Source organism: Psychrobacter sp. H26 (assembly GCF_059073035.1).
Map to the genome: position 1 here is coordinate 523,876 of NZ_JCACRW010000001.1, position 19,089 is coordinate 542,964.

The following is a 19,089-nucleotide window of genomic DNA, read 5'->3' on the forward strand; positions in this document are numbered from 1 at the left end:
AGCGCAAAAACACTACTGATGGTGACGGAGCTGATAGTGACAAGGCTAATGGTAACGGAGCGAAAAACGTCACAGCAATTTGGATTGATAAGGATATCAACATAAAACAGGGAATGGATGAATGATGCTTTTTACAAAGAGGCTATCTGTAGGTTTGGCTATAGCGGCAACATGTGCCTCTGCACAAGCGATAGATATTGTGACGACGGGTGATACCACGTTGAGTATCGGTGGTTATATCAAAGCAGAAGGATTGTTTAACTCTCCTGATGACGAGGATTCGGAGTTTAAGGGAAACTTACGTCAGTCACGCATTAACATCAAGACGACTAAGTCGGTGGATGATAAAAAACTAACTGGGTTTATCGAAGGCGATTTTTATGGCGATTATGCCAAGGGTGGATCGAACCTACGTTTGCGCCATGCGTATATTCAGGTAGATGATCTGACAGTGGGTAAAACGTGGAATGGTCAGTTCTTGGCAGTCGCGCCACTCTCCACCGAGCAGCTTGACTTTTGGGGTACAGGTATCGGTACAGCCTCAGGTGGCGGCTCATATATTCGTCCAGATTTGACGGTGCATTATACTTATAAGGGACTGCGTTTTACTGCCCAGGATCCTGTCTATGACGATGCCAGCCTGCCTGATATGGTGGTCAGCTACAAAGATAAGATAGCTGATTTTGATTATAATGTGGCGGTGACCGCTCGCGAAGCTGAGAATGGAGACGACTCGGATGTGGGCGTTGGTGTGTCCTTAGCAGGTAAGCTGGCTTTGGGAGAGCATTCGCTTCATGGTAGTGTGTTTAATGGTAAAGGCATGGGTGCCTATTCTGCCGTCTGTGTTGGTGGGCCTCTTATTATGAATGGCGGTGCTGATTGTGATGCCGAAAATGGTAAGCTGATCTCACAAACGGGCTATAGCGTCGGTTATAAGCATCAATTTACTCAAAAGCTGCGTGGCAACTTGCGTTATGGCGAGGTCAATGTCGAGGATGCGGCAGATACTTCTGCTAATGTCAAAAGCGCCAATCTTATCTATGAGTACCTACCAGATTTGGATTTGGGTATTGAGTGGAGAAATCAAGATGTCACGACCTTTCCATGGATGCCAGCAGGTCAGCAAATAGAAGTGATGGCTAAATACGAGTTTTGAGAGTGATAAATTGAGAGGGGTGCTATTTTTGGTGACATTTATAATATAGCTCACGATAGACTTGTCATACTACCAAGCACATTAAAACACACCCCAGACATTTATCAATGTAGGGGGTGTTTTGTTTGGTGAGGGTTGCTACTAAATATCTATAAGTGCTGTATCGGTTCATCCCAATAGGGCGGCGAACCGTAATACCCTTCGATAAAATCAATAAAACATCTGATTTTGTGTGGCAATAGCTTTCTATGAGCATACACCGCATACAACCCCAACGTCTCGGGCTCGTAATCAGGCAACACCATCATCAGCTCCCCTTTACGTAGTGCTTCACTCGCAATAAACGTAGGCTGCAATGCTATTCCAGCGCCAGCCACTGCAGCATTGACAAGCAAATCTCCGTTGTTGCTGGTCAGCTCCGAGCTGGGCTGATTGCTGGTATGTAGACACTGATAAATATCTTCTTTGCCGTATTTTTCCATATAACTGTAATGCAAATACCGATGGTTTTTTAGATCTTCAGGTTTGCTAGGCACGCCATACTTTTTGAGATAGTCAGGGGCTGCGCACAAGATGACGCGGATAGGCGCAACTTGCTTGGCAATCAGTGAAGAGCTTTTGAGCTGACCGATGCGCAGCGCCACATCAAACCCTTCCTCAACGATATCTACTTTGCGATCGTTCAACTGCAAATCAACATTAACCAAAGGGTAAAGTGCCTGAAAGTCCGTGACCAATTGTGCCATATGTTTGAGGGCAAAGGACACAGGCGCGCTTATTCTTAATGTGCCTTTTGGGTTTTGCTGCAGCCCACCTAATTTGGACTCCATATCATCGATACTGAGTAATACCTGCTGTGCATGCTCAAAGTAATGAGTCCCTGCCTCAGTTAAGCTAACCTGACGGGTAGTGCGGTTCAGCAAACGTATACCCAGTCGCTCTTCTAACTTTGACACATATTTGCTCACCAGCTGCGGCGACAGTTGCATGGCTGTAGCGGCATTACTAAAACTGCCCTCAGTCGCTACTGATACAAATGCCCGCATCGCATCAATTCTATCCATAATTTGGACTTTCCTTCCAGCGGTTATCAACACTCTGTTGTCAGTTATCTTACGCTGTTGCTTGACTCATAGTAAAGCGCGTCATCGAACCGGAAGCATTTTCTTTTATTGAAAAATCAGGTTTAATCCATTACCAGCTATCTAAAATAAATAATGACTCAGACTAAATATCGACAGCAAGGTAAAGCGTTGTTATGGAAGTCAGAAATATTATTGGCTAAGAATACGCTATCTACTACGTGTTCGGCTCGTCATCCAAAGGTGACTCAGATAGAGTGTTGATAACGAGGTAAGGTTTCTGCAATTTTTGGAAGGGTACCAACTGATGGTACTTAAATTTGTTTTAATATATTTAATCAGTCGCAAATCACGGAACATTTTATGTGCTTTAATATTGTCCGAGCGACCGATCCACATATTTTGAGGTGTTGGATCAAGCGCTTGCTGTGGAGAGGTTGGATGATAATATTGAATATGTAGGTTTCATCATCTTAGCCTATAGTGCTACGTGAGCAGCGGAAACTGATAAATATTGGCATAAATGAAGATAGCAGTCAGCACAGAGACGATACTGAACCACACCATATATCGCTGAGACACTGTCCATGCGATGCGCCAATTAATTTTGCCCCACGCGGTCAGCCACTCCATTATGCTAATAGCAATGATTAACCATAATGACCCTACCAAAAACCCACCCATCACATCGCTAAGATAATGCTCATTGAGTACGATTCGACTCAGTCCTATAAGCAAAAACAGCAACAGAGCAAGTGACAAGACACGTACTTGTCGAACAAAACTTTGGCTAAAACGAATCATCATGTACGCAAGAAACCCATACAGTGCAATGCTGATGGTGGCATGACCACTTGGAAACGAATAGGTATGCTCTTGCAGCAAAATATCAATCGGGCGAGCGCGCTGAAAGACCATCTTATTTATAAAAGTAAAAGCAGTGCTGCCAATAGTCGAGATCAGTAAGCCTATGATGATATAAGGCTGACGCAACATCATACATAAAATAGCAGTCAGTAAGATGATCAAACAGGTGACGGGAGTAGAGCCTGAGCTGGTAATCAAAATAAAAAAATCTATAATGCCAGATTCGCGCAGTACACTCATATGCTGCGACACAAACAGATCGGTGGTAACGATAGAGTCAGCACTCACCACATCCTCAACCAACCCTGCAAACAGCGCCAAAATATAGATATTCAACAGCGTTGATACAGTGAGTATCAATCCAGAAAAGTGACCACGTGCAAAGCGCTCTGCGATAAAGCCAAATAGCGCTGGGTATCTACGCTGGAGTCGTACCATCATTGGCAGGCGTGCCAGATGTTCGCGTAGCCAAAGATCAGTGCGAGAGACTAATGCCAACGCACGCTTGCCATAACGAATCAATAAGTGCTGTATCAGCCACAATAATGCCATAATAAAAATAAGTACCACGCCCAAGCTAAGCAGCTGAGGATGTCGTTCAATAAATTGGATCATGGATAGACTTATTCCTTTTATCATAAAGGTTAGGTATCCAACTACCGAACCGTGTGCTGATTGTCGTGATTATTATGGCGGTTGAATGGGGTTGAGAGCTAAACATATAAGTCATAAACGGGATAGTCCCAGCATAACCAAACGGCAGACACTGTAACAGACCCTGTGATCGTTGCTGTCTAATTTTCTTTACAGTGTGTCGTTATTTAAATAATTGGTGATTTTATTGAATAGTGTTTTAAGAAAACTACTTTTTTAGGCCCAATAGTTGTTTGAAAGGATAGGGTGCGTTATGGTTTTAGCCAGATTACTGTTTTTCATTATTGTTCTTATCTGACGTCCCACAAATTAAGCTCAGGTTGTTGAGGGAGTCACTCAAATAGTACTTCTAAAACTTAGAATAACAATTTTTACTTCACTCTGATGGAATGCCTAATCATATGAATATCAATTTTGCAGATCTAGAAAGACTCATCGAACTGGCAGAAGGTGCCGATATACAATCCTTAGAAGTGAGTGATGGTGATGCGCGTATCTCTATCGTTTGTCAATCTAATCACAGTGAAGACAGCTCAAATCACATCAATAATAGCCACTCCAAAACAGCACATCTAAAGCCGCAAATTGATACCGATGTAGAGGGTGATTATAAGGCTGGCGTTACAGCGGCAGCAGACACTCATTCTCAAGTAATAGCGCCTATGCTCGGTACTTTTTATCTTCGCTCTGAGCCGACCGCTGAGGCGTTCTTTGAGGAAGGTGATCAGGTAGCAGTAGGGCAGACACTATGTATCATTGAAGCCATGAAAATGATGCATGAGGTAAAAGCAGAAGTTAACGGTACGATTCAAGAGATTCTGATCGAGGAAGGTGAGGTCGTAGAATATGCACAGCCCTTATTTATTATAGTGCCAGACAGTTAAAGTCACTCAATAGTTGCTCAATATTGTATAGACGCTGCACAAACACTGTATTTGACACTATATTTTTAAGGGAATAAACATGTTCACAAAAATCTTAATTGCCAATCGTGGCGAGATTGCGCTACGTATTATTCGAGCTTGTAAGCAGTTGGGTATTCAGTCAGTCATTGCCCATTCTGAATCAGACAAAGACTCGTTACCCGTACGCCTAGCCGATGAAAAAATCTGCATCGGGCCTGCCCATGCCACACACAGTTATCTTAACCAACGAGCGATTGTGTCTGCTGCAAAGCTTACCAATGCGCAAGCTATCCATCCAGGCTATGGCTTTTTTTCTGAAAACGCTGACTTTGCCGCTTTGGTTGAAGACTCGGGTCTCACGTTTATTGGCCCAACGGCTGACAATATTAGAAACATGGGCGACAAGGTTGAAGCCAAAAAACAAATGACCATGGCTGGCGTGCCTTGTGTACCTGGATTAAATGGCGCGTTGCCTACCGATTCAGATGAGGTTATCAAGATTGCCAGTGATGTTGGCTATCCAGTCATCATCAAAGCAGCAAGTGGCGGCGGCGGTCGTGGTATGCGTGTGGTCGAAAAAGAAGCCGACTTACTCTCTGCGATTTCTATGACGCAAACAGAGGCCAAAGCCAATTTTGGTAGCGCTATCGTTTATCTTGAAAAATACCTACAAGCACCGCGTCATATCGAAGTGCAAGTCATGTCTGATACCCACGGTAATGCCATTTATTTAGGCGAGCGTGATTGCTCTATGCAGCGCCGTCATCAAAAAGTCATTGAAGAAGCGCCAGCACCCGGCATTACCGAAGAACAGCGCTGCACAATTGGTCAAGCCTGTGTCACAGCTTGCGAGCAAATGCAGTATAGAGGCGCCGGCACGTTTGAGTTTTTATATGAAAACGGCGAGTTCTTCTTTATCGAGATGAATACTCGTGTGCAAGTTGAGCACACCATTACTGAGATGGTGACGGGCGTGGATATTGTGCAAGAACAAATTAGAGTAGCTGCAGGACTGCCACTGGCATACAAGCAAAGTGATATCGCCATTACCGGACACGCGTTTGAGTGCCGTATCAATGCTGAAAACGCGCAGACATTTTTGCCAAATGCTGGGCGCATAGACTACTGCCACATGCCAGCAGGGTTTGGTATCAGGGTAGACAGTCATGCTGAATCGAACTACACCGTGCCGCCATCTTATGACAGTTTGATTGCCAAGATATGTGTACAAGATCGTTCAAGAGAAAAAGCGATAGAAAAAATGCGTGCAGCATTATGGGAGGCGCAAATCACCGGGATTGATACCAATATTGGTCTGCATCAACGTCTGTTTGAAGATGAGGTGTTTTGTCAGGGTCAAATGAGCATTCATTATCTAGAACAGTGGATACAAGACAATATATAAATCCAGTCTTGCCCGCAAAAATGAAAAACTAATCTGACATTAGCGTCAGAATAAAGATAACAGATAATGGAGCCCATACTGATGGAACTACAATGGCAAATATGCAGTGAAACCAATCTAGCGTTGTTTTTCCCTAAACCAACCACCTTAGAAAAACAACAAAAATGCTGGGCTTTATCAGATAGCATCCAGAAAATGCCAGAAGTCATCGAAGTAGTGATTGGCATGAATACGCTCAGTGTATTCATCGTGCCATTAACATGGGCTGAGCTGAATACTTTCAAAGATAAGCTATCAGACCTGCTCAATGATATCCCTTCAAAAACCATCCAAGGTAAGCACGTCGAGATACCAGTGCAGTACGGTGGAAAGTATGGCCCCGATCTAGCGGCCATGGCGAATGACCTAAATCTCTCAGTTGAAGCGGTTGTCGATCTACATACTAAAGCTACTTATACCGTTTACTTTATCGGTTTTCAGCCAGGATTTCCTTATCTTGGCGGCTTGTCTGAGCCCTTATACATCCCAAGGCATGCCGTACCTAGAACCCAAGTACCCGCAGGCTCAGTGGGTATCGGTGGCGAGCAGACAGGGGTGTACCCTTTTGAGTCTCCAGGCGGCTGGCAGTTACTCGGCCAGACGGATACTGCTTTATTTGATTTAACCAAGTCTTCTCCGACGTTACTTAACGCAGGCGATACTTTGGCGTTTAAAGCGATTGATATTCATCAATAAGCGATACATAAAAAAATGCATGAATCAAAAAGACAGGTGGTATCAATGAAAATTTTAACTGCAAGTGCCCTTGCCAGTATTCAAGATTCGGGACGACTGGGTTACCGCAGTATGGGTGTGGGTAGAAATGGCGTAATGGACAGCTGGGCGCTACAAGCTGGTAACGCTTTGATGAAAAATGAGGCAAACGAACCTGCTATTGAAATAGCGCTCGGTGAGCTAACCATACAGTTTGAAGAAAACGTCAGTTTTTGCTTAACCGGTGCTTTATACGAGGCCTATCTAGACGGCAAGCGTGTTCCTTGTTATTGGCGTATCAATGCAACAGCTGGGCAGACGCTCAAACTTTTGCGCCCGCTACAAGGTATGTATAGCTACTTGTGTGTGCACGGTGGCTTTGATATTGAGCCAGTATTACAGTCAGCCAGCACCAATCTCAAAGCCGAATTTGGCGGATTTGACGGTCGATATCTAAAAGCCGATGACAGCTTAACGGTAAAAACTGAATCAAGCTTGCCTGTCATTGGGGTGGCTCGACTTGCACCAACCGAGGTTATTCGAGTGATAAAAAGCAGTGAATATGACTGCTTCACTGAGTCGTCGCAACAAGCGTTTGAGACCCAGCCTTGGAAACTACAAACCAGTAGTAACCGTATGGGCTATCGTTTAGACGGGGCAACCGCACTTGAATTTAGTGAGCCAGTAGAGATGAGTTCACACGGTGTTGATATTGGAATGATTCAAGTGCCACCGCAAGGGCAGCCGATTATTTTGATGGCGGATGGGCAAACGACGGGTGGCTATCCGAAAATTGCAACCGTGATTCAAGCAGACATAGGTCTGATGGCACAGATTAGATTTGGCAAAACCTGTCAGTTCGTCGTTGTGTCATTAGAGCAAGCGTTAAAGGAACAGCAAAACAGACAACACTATATCGATCAAATAAAGGAGTATGCCAATGAAAATTGATTTAAATGCTGATGTGGCGGAAGGCTGCGGGCAAGACGATAAATTATTAACGATAGTTAGCTCAGCGAATGTCTGCTGCGGTCTTCACGCGGGTTCTTACAGCGAGATGCTAGCCACGTTGCAATTGGCAAAAGCAAACAACGTGAGCGTAGGCGCACATCCTGGTCTAAACGATAGAGAAAACTTTGGCCGTATTCATGAGCCGTTAAGCGAAGCCGATTATCGTGCTTTATTGGTGTATCAGTTGGGTGCAACCAAAGCGCTCTGTGACTTGGTTGGTGTGTCATTAGACTACGTAAAACCGCATGGTGCGTTGTACAACCAAGCCGCCATTGATGAAGACTTATCAGATATCTTGGTGAGTGAAATCAAACGATTTGATCCAAGCCTAAAGGTCATGGGTTTGTCCGGCGGCTATTTGGTAAAATCAGCTAAGAAGCATGGTTTAGAAGCCATATCAGAAGTGTTCGCTGATAGGAACTATGAAAAAGACGGCTCGCTGGTCTCTCGTAGCAAAGACAATGCCCTGATAACCGACACAGATGATGCGGTTAGGCATGTGTTACAGATGATTACTGAAGGGACAGTCACCAGTGTCTGTGGTCAGACCGTACCAGTAGAGGCGCAAAGTATTTGCTTACATGGTGATGGTGAACACGCTATTTTATTTGCCCAAGAAATAAAGAAACAACTAGAGCTCAAAGGTATCACGATATCTGCCTACTAAATATCTCGGTCTCAGTTAAATATTAAGTTAAGGAATCTATTATGGATATAGAGCAAATAGCGCGTGTGGTCACATTGGTTGAAAGCAGTCAATTGAATGAAGTGACTATTGCTGATGGTGATCAGTCCATCAGAGTGGTCAACAATCTAGGAGTGCCAAGTAAGGCAAGTCATGTAACCACTGACGATACTACTAACGATGTTACTAGCGCTACTACTGAGCCCAATAAACCAGATAGCAAAATAAGGCAAGTCTGTGCGACCTATGTGGGGCAGATCTATTTAAGCGAGGACGCTACAACTGACAATCTCATTAAAGAAGGCGACCATATTCAAAAAGGTCAAACCGTTTGCTTTATTGATGAGTTGACCCGCTTGCTACCAGTTGTGAGTGATAAGAGTGGTATTGTCACGGCAATCTTGGTTGAAAGTGGGCAGGGTGTTGAGTATGGGCAGCCCATCATGGTACTCGCAGACCACGTGTAATTTAGGTACTCCTATATCATTATGGTCACTTTTATTGCCTTTATTGCCTCAAGCGTTTAATACGCATATTACATCGATGTCATTGTTATCCATTTTTTCTACTATTCAATACCAAACCAACTATAAACACTGTGTTGATAATCATTCAATATAAGTGGGTTTACTCTTTTATAGCGACGATAGTAAAGTATGTTTATACCAATATTCAATCACTTATCGCACTAATACGTTATGGAGTAAGTACTAATGACATCATCGCTACTAAATAAAATGTTGGCCTCTAAAGCTGGAGTAGCGGCCCTAATTCTTCGTGTACCCGTCGGCTTGATTTTGATGGCGCACGGTGCCCAAAAGCTCTTTGGCTGGTTTGATGGTAATGGGCTCGCAGGAACGGCACAGTGGCTTAGCAGTATGGGCATGGAGCCTGGGTTGTTGATGGCCATATTGGCAGGAGGCGCTGAGTTTTTCGGTGGTCTTGCTTTAGTTTTTGGACTACTGACACGACCTGCTGCACTGGTCGCTGCATTCACGATGCTAGTGGCTATTTTTTCTGTGCATATCAGCAATGGGCTATTCTCTGCTAATGGTGGTTACGAGTATGCATTGACCTTGATGGTTGCTTTACTGTCTTTGGTCGTACAAGGTGGTGGCTCTTTTAGTATGGATAAAGCATTGTCAGAAAAGCTGGGACGTGCATCATAGTTGGCTTTAGAAAATTGCCTTTGATTAATAGGACAAGGAGAGAGTTATGACAGCACGTTCATCTGGTCAGAAAGTCATTCAACCTGTCCTGTTTATACCACATGGTGCTGGACCTTGTTTTTTTATGGACTGGCAGCCTACGAACACATGGGATAGCATGGCAAAATTTTTGACAGGTATTCATACTCGACTTCCGGAGCGTCCAAAGGCTATCTTAATCATTAGCGCGCACTGGCAGGCGCCTGAGTTTAAAATTACTACGAGCATAGCTCCTGATCTCATTTATGATTACTATGGTTTTCCTGACCATACGTATCAGCTGACTTATCCTGTAACAGGTGACCCTGCACTAGCCGATCAAGTTAGTAAGCTGTTGGACGGAGCAGGTATACAGCACCAACAAGATGCTTCATGCGGTTTGGATCACGGGGTCTTTATACCGTTAAAGGTGATTTTTCCTAAGGCAGATATTCCAGTAGTACAACTGTCACTGCGTAATGATCTAGACCCAAAAGCGCATCTGGCGGCAGGTCAAGCACTGCAGGCATTACGTCAAGAAGGCGTATTAATCATCGGAAGCGGTATGAGCTTTCATAATATGAGGGGCTACGGTGATGCGCATTTTACAGCGCCATCAGAGATTTTCGATGACTGGTTGACCCAAACGATTGAATCTGACTCAGAGCAGCGAGATGTAGCGCTTAGAGACTGGTCGATGGCGCCTCACGCGCTTGACTCACATCCATTAGGGGCAGAGGAGCATTTACTGCCGCTGATGGTGATAGCAGGTGCGGCAGGTAATGATAAAGGCGCCAAAATTTACTCCGAGCAAGTGCTTAAAACGCAGTTATCGGCTTTTCAGTTTGGCTAAATGTTGATACAGCAGTTCTGCGTTTTCTCAGTAATGTATAGTGGTAGTCTCTCAAAAGTTGCGAGTATGACTCTTATCGTCTCATCAGAACGGACTCGCAAACGATAAAACTCTTACGTTTGTCTCATAAAAACCTGCACAAGAAAACAGTATTATTCTAGGGCGTGTCTTCAATTCAATCGATGGTCATCTAAATGGACTAAAAATGGCTAAATTTTGTCAAACCGCGTCAAATAGCTGGTTAATATCTCGATATTATCTACACTATTTTCCTTGTTTGACGGCAATTTATCTCATTTTTATTACCATTTTTAAAATGAAGACACGCCCTAGAGGAAAGTCGCTGTTTTGATGGTTATTAAGAGGATAGCAGGTAGGCAATCGACACAGAATAAAAAGGGAGTAGTAGCCATGATGAGTAACAGGGTAAGTAGGGTGTGTCAAAAGGTAGGCGTTGTACTGTTGAGTGTTAGTATGGTTTCTGCATTTGCTGCAAATAATGAAGGGGAAGAAATGAACATTACTGTTTCTCAAGGTGAGTTAAAAGGCAAAGCAGATAATGGCGTTACTACCTTTTACGGTATTCCTTATGCACATAACCCTTTCACAAAAGCGCTTAGATTTAAGGCGCCGCAGCCCTACGAGAAATGGGAAGGCGTATTAGATGCTACCGCAAAAACGGCACCCGTACCGCAGCCAGGACGAGAGAAAAAAGTTCAACTTGTGGGCGCTGCAGGTGACTTGACATTAAATATATGGGCACCCACAAACGCCCGAAAATCAGATAAACAGTTACCTGTCATGGTTTGGCTACCCGGTGGTGCTTTTATACGGGCAGATGCAGGCGAGGAAGCCTATAACGGTACTAGCTTTGCAAAAAACGACACGATTGTCGTCACGGTAAACTACCGAGTTGGTGTTGATGGATTTATGCATTTAGATGGCGCTCCAGATAATAGAGGTATCCTAGATCAAATCGCTGCATTAAAATGGGTGCAGCAAAATATTGCTAATTTCGGTGGAAATCCAAATAAAGTTACCTTGTTTGGTCAATCAGCTGGTGCTGAAAGTGTCGCGGTACTTTTGGGCACTGATAGAGCAAAAGGTCTGTTTCAACAGGCAATTATGCAAAGTCCCCCGATGCAGTTTGTGACCACAGAACAAGCAGGTCGAGTCAGTACCCTTTTTGCTGAAGCGCTTGGGGTAGCACCTACGACGACCGGTATCTCTCAGGTACCGCTTGACGATTTGGTCTCTGAAGTGATTAATATTGGCAACACAGTAAAAGATAGAGACGAGTGGGGCATGATGTCTTGGGGTGGTACGGCGTTTTTGCCTGTGACCGATGGTGATATCATCAAAGAATCACCAATGAAAGACCTGATAAAATATGCAGATGCGTCTATTCCAGTGATTGTCGGTAGTACCGATCAAGAGGCAAGGCTTTACTCTGTACCAGGAGGTGCTATTGATAAGATTACCTCTACACAAAGATCTCAGTTGCTAAATGACTTATCGTTGAATGGTAAGCCACTTAAGGTATATGCACCTACTAATAGCGACAAATCTGTTGGCGATAGCTTTGCTGATATTCAATCAGATTATACTTTTCGCATGCCAGCAGTACACATCGCTGAGCATTTAATCAAAAACGGCAATAAAGTATGGCATTATAACTTTTCGTGGTTTTCGCCAGCATTCGATGGACGGCTAGGCGCGGCACACTTTGTAGATGTGCCTTTTACCTTTAATGCGCTCGGTAGCGAGCAAGCCAAAAGTTTTGTTGGCGATGAGCCACCGCAAAAACTTGCCAATACCATACACCAGAACTGGATTGAGTTTGCTCGTACTGGGCAAGTGAGCTGGGACAGTTATAAGCTTACAGATCGAACAACTATGAGATTCGATGTAGATTCTGAAGCGGTCGATGACCCTGAGCACGATGTCAGAATGTTATGGTCCGATTACTCGTTCTAAATGGGTTCTATAGCTGATGACGGCTTTGCTAATGTAAGGCCGTTATTTTATTGTGCGGATATAAATATTTGATGGCACGAGAAGCAATCTGATCGAGCAATAGTGGGTGTAGTATCCTAGTGTTTTTAGACATAGGACGCTAGTACCGTCAGCTTAGTAAGTTTCTGACTTGAAAAGAATTGTACCATGACCAATTAAGTATAGCAGTTATAGGCGCTAGCAAAATAAGTATTGAGATAAAACCATCAGCTTATAACAAACCGATAGAGTACGATCATAATAATGAGATAAGGAACCATTATGCATATCACGGACAATTTCGACGCTGGTAACATTGAGGTTATCACTATAGATGATAACAAAAACATTCAACTGGCGATTCGTCCGGACGTTGGTGAAGAATTTTTTCAGTGGTTTAACTTTCGCCTCTCAGGTGAGGTTGGCGAAGAGTATGTTCTCAACATTATCAATGCAGGAGAGGCGTCTTATGTAGAAGGGTGGGAGGGTTACCAAGCAGTAGCGTCTTATGATCGTCAGCATTGGTTTCGTCTACCGACTTCTTATAAAGAGGGCACATTGACTATCGTAGCAGCGTTAGAGTACGAAACCATCCAAATTGCTTATTTTGCCCCTTATAGCTATGAGCGTCATCAAGACTTATTGGCTGCCGTCCAGACGCATCCATTCGTGACTCTAGAGCATTTAGGGGACACCCTCGACAAGCGTGATTTAACGTTAGTAAAAATCGGTGATGGTGACACGAGTAAGCGTAACATCTGGATTACAGCGCGTCAGCACCCTGGTGAGACGATGGCAGAGTGGCTGATTGAGGGGTTGCTGTATAGCTTGTTAGATAGTGACAACGCAACAGGCAGACAGTTATTAGAAAAAGCCAATTTCTATATCGTGCCCAATATGAACCCCGATGGTAGTGTGCGTGGACATCTACGTACGAATGCCGCCGGAACCAATCTCAATCGCGAATGGGCAAATCCAAGTTTGGACAAAAGCCCTGAAGTCTTTTATGTGATTCATAAGATGAAAGAAACGGGCGTTGATCTGTTTTATGATGTACATGGTGATGAGGCGCTGCCATATGCGTTCCTCGCAGGCTCTCAAGGAATACCAAGCTATAATGAGCGTCTAGCACATCTACGCGATAGATTTTCAGAAGTATTGACACTCGCCAGTGCGGACTTTCAGACTGAAGTTGGGTATGACGTTGACGCCCCAGGAGAGGCAAATATGACACTTGCAACCAATTGGGTCGCTGAGCATTTTGATTGTCTTGCCAATACTTTGGAGATGCCGTTCAAAGATAACGATAATCTGCCTGATGAGGAGATGGGCTGGTCGCCAGAGCGTTCTGTGCAGCTAGGTGAGGCCTCGCTTGTTGCTATGCTGGCCGTCGTTGATAATTTACGATAGTTGCTAGGTGAGCAATGCAGCATAACTTTATGTACGACACTAACCTCTGCTATTCATTCATATGATAGCAGAGGTTTTTTGATTCAGTGCCTACTTTGTAGCATGCGTTATTGGTGAGATTCAGGCTTTGGCAAAGGGTTACCATTTTCGTCAACAGGGGGAGTACCTCTATTGCCACGCATATCTGCCTTGCATTCAGTTTCGCCCGCTTCAACGCTACAACCGGGTTCTGATGTGAAGCAACCTAGAATTTTATTCGATCCTGCTGCCCCAGCATGGTAATGATAGCCTAGCGCCTGCGTACTATGACCATTGCATTGATCTAGGCCTGATACCTCACTGCCTTTAGTATCAGTATGGCTCCAAAGGGTAAATCCATCTGCTGCATAGCCAAGTAACGTCGCGTGATCGTTTGCCACACCCAAGCTTTTGGTCGTTTTGTCAGTAACGGCATGATAGTGATAGCCGACGTGAGGATTGACATGACCGCCAAAATCATCGAATGGCGCAAGCGTATGCGCACCCAAAATAGCATCAACAGGTGCCGAAGCATCAAATTTTACGCCATTTAAAGCAAGTCCCACACCAGAAGCTGCAGTAATTTGGTACATATCAGCACCGGTCTTTGGGTAAGCTGGGATCAGATAAGTAAGGGTTTGTGTCTCTACATATTCTGGTTGGCACTCAACACAGTAATTTTGATATTCAGCTTCTACATTAGGTTTAGCTGCTGCCAAACACGCTTGCTTGCTGTCTGTGACTTTAATATCACCTGTGATCGGATTATATAATTGCCATCCGCATCGTACACTTGACCTTCATCTAGCCAGATACCAGCACTATCAGCACCTTCACTGACGTTGCGTGGACACCATGGACCTACTTCATGCCCTCTGTTCTTATTTAGCTCCACGGTTAACTGAAAACACTCAGTTTTTGTACCACTTGCCAAGGTACATTCTACCAATTCATCTGCTATCTCGATGGCATCATTTGCAAAAGCTTGCTTAAACATTTCTACATCAGTATGAGGTTCTACATGGTCATGGCTGTGCACTTCACCATTATCATGTGAGTGTTCTGCACTCTCATCAGTAGTCGTATTACATCCTGTTAATCCAATCGCTACTAATAGAGGCAAGCCTAGATTTCTGGTTATTGCACCAAATGAATTTTGAAGTTTCATCTTTTGTTTTCGCTCACGTGAGTTAAGTTTTTTTACACAACATATGTATCTATAATACACTGTCGGGATATCCAATATCACCGATATTACCTTATAGTAACGGACTTGTTACACTTCTTAATTCTGAGCGTTTAGGTATTCGCTATATTTTTTTTAATTATCTTACGGTCAGAGTGACATATGCTGTACACAGCTAATTAAGTAGTCCTTTACTGCGTTAAACAAGGGATCAATCAAACGCCTTTCAGGGCAAATTAGATATAGCGGATAGCGCGCGACTTGCCAGCCACCTAATTTGATCTCAATCAGTTGTCCTTCCTTTATGTCAGAGGCAACATCCAGACGAGATTTCAGCGCAATACCATGACCCAATATTGCCCAACGTCGGGCAACGTCACCATCCTTACTGCGTCGATTGCCCGACACGGCGACACTCGCTTGCTTGCCTGCACGCTCAAACGCCCATTGACTAAAGTATTTGTCATTGTGCCCAATACAAAGACAGTTATGGTCAGTCAAATCTTGCGGCGTTCTAGGTTCGCCAAATTTTTCTAGATACGCTGGTGCAGCGCATAGGATAGGACGGTTGTCCAAAACGATAGGCAGTGCAATTAGTGAAGAGTCTTTTGGGTTGCCATAACGCAATGCTAAGTCAATCTGTTGTCCATATAGGTCTACCTGACCATCAGAGACATGAAGCTGCAAATCAACATTGGGATGAGTCTGCATAAAGTCGTCTAACCAGTGCAACACACAGTTACGACCCAAGTCTGAAGGTGCTGACATGCTGATAGTGCCGGTGAGCTCAGCATCATTATTCTGTAGCTCAGCGTAGGCATTGTCCAAGATACCCACCGCTTCTTTACAGTGCTGCAAGAACTGCACACCCTTATCAGTGAGACGAATTTTGCGTGTTGAGCGAATAAACAATACGGTGTTGATATCGCTCTCCAAACGTTTGATAGCGGCACTAACGACTGCTGGAGAGAGGTCCATGTGGCGCGCGCAAGCAGATAAGCTCTCCATCCGTGCTGTCTCTATAAAAATACGTAAGTCCTGTAAATTTTTCATAATATTATCTTATCGGAGTACCAAATATAGGGTGTGTCAGCTATTTGCTCGCCACACGAATAGAAACTATTGTCTAAAATATAGCAAAGAACTGACGATAAAATAAATTATTTTCAAAATAATATTGAAAGTGTTTTTGATAATGGCTGCTGTTTGAATGACAACACTTTCATTACAATAGGTGCCATAACGGTGGATAAAATAAACCATATATCCAGAGCGATAACTATAATTCGAACCATAAGGATGGTTGATAACTATGAGTAAAACTAAAACTATTTTAATCACCGGTAGCACCGACGGTATCGGTAAATTAGCTGCTTTAAAATTAGCAGAGGCTGGGCATCACGTTTACCTGCATGGCCGCGATGCTGACAAGCTTGCTAGTGTGATAGCTGAAGTCCAAGCAGTGGCAACAGGCGAAGTGATAGATCATATTGATGGGTTTGTCGCGGATTTCTCAAATCTGACAGAGGTACTCAAAATGGCCGCTGACGTCAATGAAAAGCTACCAATGCTTGATGTCCTCATAAACAACGCAGGAATTTATACCACGGCATCAGCGATGACCAAAGAAGGTCTAGATGTACGCTTCGTGGTGAACTATCTCGCGCCTTACGAGCTGACCAACGCGCTATTACCGTTGCTCAAACAGTCTGCTCAATCGAGTAGCGTAAATCCGCGCATTATAAACTTAAGCTCAGCTGCCCAAGCGCCGATATCTCATAAGGCATTTATGGGACAAGAGCGTCTGGATGATAAAGCCGCCTATGCGCAAAGTAAGCTGGCATTAACGATGTGGAGTATGCACTTAGCGGATAGGGTTGCCAGCGATAATATTAACGTGATTGCGGTCAACCCAGGATCGCTATTGAATACCAAGATGGTCGATGAAGCGTATGGTCAGTATTGGTCATCAGCAGACAAAGGCGCAAATATCTTAACGGCATTAGCGGTCTCGGATGAGTTCGCGGACAACACGGGCAAATACTTTGATAACGATATCAAAGCTGGCGTGCATGGCGATGCCAGAGGCGAATTTGGACAACCGCATGCCAATGCTTTAAATAAAGACACCATTGCCGAGCTTGAGCAGCAAACGCAAACTGTATTGCAGTCCATTTTTGCCTAGCACTTATATTTTATAGGGCTTATAACTTATGTCATCAGTTAACTGCTAGAAGTTAACTGTTAAACCATCAAAATCACTTTTATTAAAAATAGGATACAGCATTATGACCACCATCAAAGCCATTGGCTATCAAGACAATCTGGCCATCGATAACGAAAAAGCGCTACAAGATATCACCCTTGATAAACCAACTGCTACAGGCCATGACATTCTGGTAGAGGTCAAAGCCATATCCGTAAATCCAGTGGATTATAAGATCCGTCAATCGCGTCCTGCACCAGAGGGTGAGTATGCAGTGATTGGTTGGGATGCCGCGGGCATCGTAACAGCGGTTGGCGAAGAAGTCAGCTTATTCTCAGTTGGGGACAAGGTGTATTACGCGGGGGATCTGACCCGTTCAGGGAGCAACGCTGAGTATCAACTGGTTGATGAGCGCATCGTTGGGCGTATGCCAGCATCGCTGTCATTTGCTGAGGCAGCGGCATTACCACTTACCACAATCACGGCTTGGGAGATGTTGTTTGAGCGCTTGCAAGTGCCTGTTAATAATGGCTCGGCAGATAAAAACGGTAGTGATGAGCGTGCTAATGACGTTTCAGTATTGGTCATTGGTGCAGCGGGCGGGGTTGGTTCTATTTTAACGCAGCTATTAAAAGCACGAACCTCTGCCACAGTCATCGGTACGGCATCACGAGAGGAGAGTGTACAGTGGTTAAAGGATCTAGGCGCAAATCATGTGATCAATCATCGTAACCCGTTGTTTGATGAGCTACAGAAGACAGGTATCAGTGAAGTAGATTATGTCATCAGTCTAAACAACACTGATGAGCATTATGCAGAGATCATCAAATGCTTGAAGCCACAAGGTAAATTAGGACTCATCGATGATCCTGAATCATTAGACATTAAAGCGCTTAAAACTAAATGTCTGAGCCTACATTGGGAGTTTATGTTTACGCGCTCTATGTTCCAGACACCAGATATGATTGAACAGCATCGTTTATTGACGGACGTCGCCAACATGATTGATGCAGGCGAGATCAAAACCACCGTTGCCCACAATCTTGGTACTATCACGGCTGAACATGTGCGTCATGCACATCAAATGCTAGAGAGTCAACAAGCGCATGGCAAGATTGTATTAGAAGGTTGGACTGCGTAAGACTTAGATATACATTAGAAAGCATTATTTTAAAACCAAACAAAAACCACCCTCGCTTGCATGGCGAGGGTGGTTTTTTTTGTTTACGAGCTGACATTCTATACTTTCTTTATCTATCATTTGGCTTATGTGCATTTTATTTAATCGTTTGCTTTTTTCAGTGATGATCCAATCAACATGGATTATCACTGAATATTTTCGCATTAAATGTTTCTATAAAGTAACTACAAAGCAGCTATAAAATTAACAAACTATTTTCGATAAAGAGTTTTATAAGACCTTTCTTTGGCTATTTTTCTGTTATAGGCATTTTTATAAAAATAAACAATACATAGCTTAACCAGTGATTTAAATAGGATTGTTGGTATATAGAATCACTTGGTTGTCTATTTATATCATTTTATAAATATATCCTTGCAATAATTGCGAAACAATAATACTCTTACAAAGTAGTAGCTATTAATTACAAATATACAACTGTAATTAATTTTATGTTATAAATTGTGTAAGCGACGAACGGTCATTTTAGTGGTATGAACGGTTATTTTTATATGACAAACGGTATTGTATATAAA

General features: G+C 43.7%; 18 protein-coding genes. 13 read left to right on the plus strand and 5 right to left on the minus strand.

Annotation, left to right across the window (positions count from 1 at the left end; translation table 11 throughout):
- The first annotated feature begins 121 nt into the window (after positions 1-121).
- A complete protein-coding gene (locus AC5JPT_RS02195; RefSeq protein ID WP_493856925.1) occupies positions 122-1,156 on the plus strand; it encodes a hypothetical protein in 1,035 nt (344 codons plus the stop codon).
- A gap of 149 nt (positions 1,157-1,305) precedes the next feature.
- Here the strand turns inward: AC5JPT_RS02195 and AC5JPT_RS02200 are convergent, their stop codons facing one another.
- Both AC5JPT_RS02200 and AC5JPT_RS02205 read right to left on the minus strand, forming a co-directional pair.
- Positions 1,306-2,220 (minus strand): LysR family transcriptional regulator, encoded by a 915-nt coding sequence (locus AC5JPT_RS02200; RefSeq protein ID WP_493856926.1) that lies wholly within the window; start codon positions 2,218-2,220, stop codon positions 1,306-1,308.
- Positions 2,221-2,724: 504 nt separating this feature from the next.
- Positions 2,725-3,720 (minus strand): phosphatase PAP2 family protein, encoded by a 996-nt coding sequence (locus AC5JPT_RS02205; protein ID WP_493856927.1) that lies wholly within the window; start codon positions 3,718-3,720, stop codon positions 2,725-2,727.
- 440 nt (positions 3,721-4,160) lie between these two features.
- On the opposite strand from AC5JPT_RS02205, the gene accB reads away from it, so the two are divergent.
- The 10 genes from accB to AC5JPT_RS02255 all read left to right on the plus strand — a co-directional run bounded on the left by accB (position 4,161) and on the right by AC5JPT_RS02255 (position 13,963).
- The gene (gene accB / locus AC5JPT_RS02210; RefSeq protein ID WP_493856928.1) at positions 4,161-4,643 is read left to right on the plus strand and encodes an acetyl-CoA carboxylase biotin carboxyl carrier protein; all 483 of its coding nucleotides are present in this window, start codon (positions 4,161-4,163) and stop codon (positions 4,641-4,643) included.
- A gap of 79 nt (positions 4,644-4,722) precedes the next feature.
- The gene (accC, locus tag AC5JPT_RS02215; RefSeq protein ID WP_493856929.1) at positions 4,723-6,069 is read left to right on the plus strand and encodes an acetyl-CoA carboxylase biotin carboxylase subunit; all 1,347 of its coding nucleotides are present in this window, start codon (positions 4,723-4,725) and stop codon (positions 6,067-6,069) included.
- Positions 6,070-6,150: 81 nt separating this feature from the next.
- Positions 6,151-6,804 carry a 5-oxoprolinase subunit PxpB gene (gene pxpB, locus AC5JPT_RS02220; RefSeq protein ID WP_493856930.1) on the plus strand — a complete coding sequence of 218 codons (654 nt, stop codon included), beginning with the start codon at positions 6,151-6,153 and terminating at the stop codon, positions 6,802-6,804.
- A gap of 45 nt (positions 6,805-6,849) precedes the next feature.
- On the plus strand, positions 6,850-7,773 hold the full coding sequence (locus tag AC5JPT_RS02225; RefSeq protein ID WP_493856931.1) for a 5-oxoprolinase subunit C family protein: 924 nt from the start codon (positions 6,850-6,852) through the stop codon (positions 7,771-7,773).
- Positions 7,763-8,500, plus strand: a complete 738-nt coding sequence (gene pxpA, locus AC5JPT_RS02230) for a 5-oxoprolinase subunit PxpA (protein ID WP_493856932.1) — start codon at positions 7,763-7,765, stop codon at positions 8,498-8,500. Before AC5JPT_RS02225 ends, pxpA begins: the two co-directional genes overlap by 11 nt.
- A gap of 41 nt (positions 8,501-8,541) precedes the next feature.
- Entirely contained in the window at positions 8,542-8,985 is a 444-nt protein-coding gene (locus tag AC5JPT_RS02235) for an acetyl-CoA carboxylase biotin carboxyl carrier protein (RefSeq protein ID WP_493856933.1), read from the plus strand.
- A 246-nt stretch (positions 8,986-9,231) separates the two neighbouring features.
- Entirely contained in the window at positions 9,232-9,687 is a 456-nt protein-coding gene (locus tag AC5JPT_RS02240) for a DoxX family protein (protein WP_493856934.1), read from the plus strand.
- 46 nt (positions 9,688-9,733) lie between these two features.
- Positions 9,734-10,558, plus strand: a complete 825-nt coding sequence (locus tag AC5JPT_RS02245) for a DODA-type extradiol aromatic ring-opening family dioxygenase (protein ID WP_493856935.1) — start codon at positions 9,734-9,736, stop codon at positions 10,556-10,558.
- Positions 10,559-10,969: 411 nt separating this feature from the next.
- Complete coding sequence (locus tag AC5JPT_RS02250; protein ID WP_493856936.1) at positions 10,970-12,535, plus strand: carboxylesterase/lipase family protein; 1,566 nt, start codon at positions 10,970-10,972, stop codon at positions 12,533-12,535.
- 300 nt (positions 12,536-12,835) lie between these two features.
- Entirely contained in the window at positions 12,836-13,963 is a 1,128-nt protein-coding gene (locus AC5JPT_RS02255; RefSeq protein WP_493856937.1) for a M14 family metallopeptidase, read from the plus strand.
- Between the two features lie 107 nt (positions 13,964-14,070).
- On the opposite strand, the gene AC5JPT_RS02260 is transcribed toward AC5JPT_RS02255, so the two are convergent.
- The 3 genes from AC5JPT_RS02260 to AC5JPT_RS02270 form a co-directional block, all read right to left on the minus strand.
- Positions 14,071-14,700: a YHYH protein gene (locus AC5JPT_RS02260; RefSeq protein WP_493856938.1), complete on the minus strand. Its 630-nt coding sequence runs from the start codon at positions 14,698-14,700 to the stop codon at positions 14,071-14,073.
- Positions 14,676-15,149: a hypothetical protein gene (locus AC5JPT_RS02265; RefSeq protein WP_493856939.1), complete on the minus strand. Its 474-nt coding sequence runs from the start codon at positions 15,147-15,149 to the stop codon at positions 14,676-14,678. Before AC5JPT_RS02265 ends, AC5JPT_RS02260 begins: the two co-directional genes overlap by 25 nt.
- 168 nt (positions 15,150-15,317) lie before the next feature.
- The gene (locus AC5JPT_RS02270; protein WP_493856940.1) at positions 15,318-16,220 is read right to left on the minus strand and encodes a LysR family transcriptional regulator; all 903 of its coding nucleotides are present in this window, start codon (positions 16,218-16,220) and stop codon (positions 15,318-15,320) included.
- Positions 16,221-16,479: 259 nt separating this feature from the next.
- Between AC5JPT_RS02270 and AC5JPT_RS02275 the strand changes: the two genes are divergently transcribed.
- Together AC5JPT_RS02275 and AC5JPT_RS02280 are read left to right on the plus strand one after the other, a co-directional pair.
- Positions 16,480-17,352, plus strand: a complete 873-nt coding sequence (locus AC5JPT_RS02275) for an SDR family NAD(P)-dependent oxidoreductase (protein WP_493856941.1) — start codon at positions 16,480-16,482, stop codon at positions 17,350-17,352.
- A gap of 112 nt (positions 17,353-17,464) precedes the next feature.
- Positions 17,465-18,514 (plus strand): zinc-binding alcohol dehydrogenase family protein, encoded by a 1,050-nt coding sequence (locus tag AC5JPT_RS02280; protein ID WP_493844426.1) that lies wholly within the window; start codon positions 17,465-17,467, stop codon positions 18,512-18,514.
- The last annotated feature ends 575 nt before the right edge of the window (positions 18,515-19,089 follow it).

Bases quoted from the DNA above. Each gene is read 5' to 3' on its own strand.
- AC5JPT_RS02265 (WP_493856939.1), bottom strand. From the start codon at position 15,149: ATGAAACTTCAAAATTCATTTGGTGCAATAACCAGAAATCTAGGCTTG.
- AC5JPT_RS02245 (WP_493856935.1), top strand. From the start codon at position 9,734: ATGACAGCACGTTCATCTGGTCAGAAAGTCATTCAACCTGTCCTGTTT.
- AC5JPT_RS02195 (WP_493856925.1), top strand. From the start codon at position 122: ATGATGCTTTTTACAAAGAGGCTATCTGTAGGTTTGGCTATAGCGGCA.
- accB (WP_493856928.1), top strand. From the start codon at position 4,161: ATGAATATCAATTTTGCAGATCTAGAAAGACTCATCGAACTGGCAGAA.
- AC5JPT_RS02200 (WP_493856926.1), bottom strand. From the start codon at position 2,220: ATGGATAGAATTGATGCGATGCGGGCATTTGTATCAGTAGCGACTGAG.
- pxpB (WP_493856930.1), top strand. From the start codon at position 6,151: ATGGAACTACAATGGCAAATATGCAGTGAAACCAATCTAGCGTTGTTT.
- pxpA (WP_493856932.1), top strand. From the start codon at position 7,763: ATGAAAATTGATTTAAATGCTGATGTGGCGGAAGGCTGCGGGCAAGAC.
- AC5JPT_RS02255 (WP_493856937.1), top strand. From the start codon at position 12,836: ATGCATATCACGGACAATTTCGACGCTGGTAACATTGAGGTTATCACT.
- AC5JPT_RS02270 (WP_493856940.1), bottom strand. From the start codon at position 16,220: ATGAAAAATTTACAGGACTTACGTATTTTTATAGAGACAGCACGGATG.
- AC5JPT_RS02235 (WP_493856933.1), top strand. From the start codon at position 8,542: ATGGATATAGAGCAAATAGCGCGTGTGGTCACATTGGTTGAAAGCAGT.
- AC5JPT_RS02205 (WP_493856927.1), bottom strand. From the start codon at position 3,720: ATGATCCAATTTATTGAACGACATCCTCAGCTGCTTAGCTTGGGCGTG.
- AC5JPT_RS02240 (WP_493856934.1), top strand. From the start codon at position 9,232: ATGACATCATCGCTACTAAATAAAATGTTGGCCTCTAAAGCTGGAGTA.
- AC5JPT_RS02275 (WP_493856941.1), top strand. From the start codon at position 16,480: ATGAGTAAAACTAAAACTATTTTAATCACCGGTAGCACCGACGGTATC.
- AC5JPT_RS02250 (WP_493856936.1), top strand. From the start codon at position 10,970: ATGATGAGTAACAGGGTAAGTAGGGTGTGTCAAAAGGTAGGCGTTGTA.
- AC5JPT_RS02225 (WP_493856931.1), top strand. From the start codon at position 6,850: ATGAAAATTTTAACTGCAAGTGCCCTTGCCAGTATTCAAGATTCGGGA.
- accC (WP_493856929.1), top strand. From the start codon at position 4,723: ATGTTCACAAAAATCTTAATTGCCAATCGTGGCGAGATTGCGCTACGT.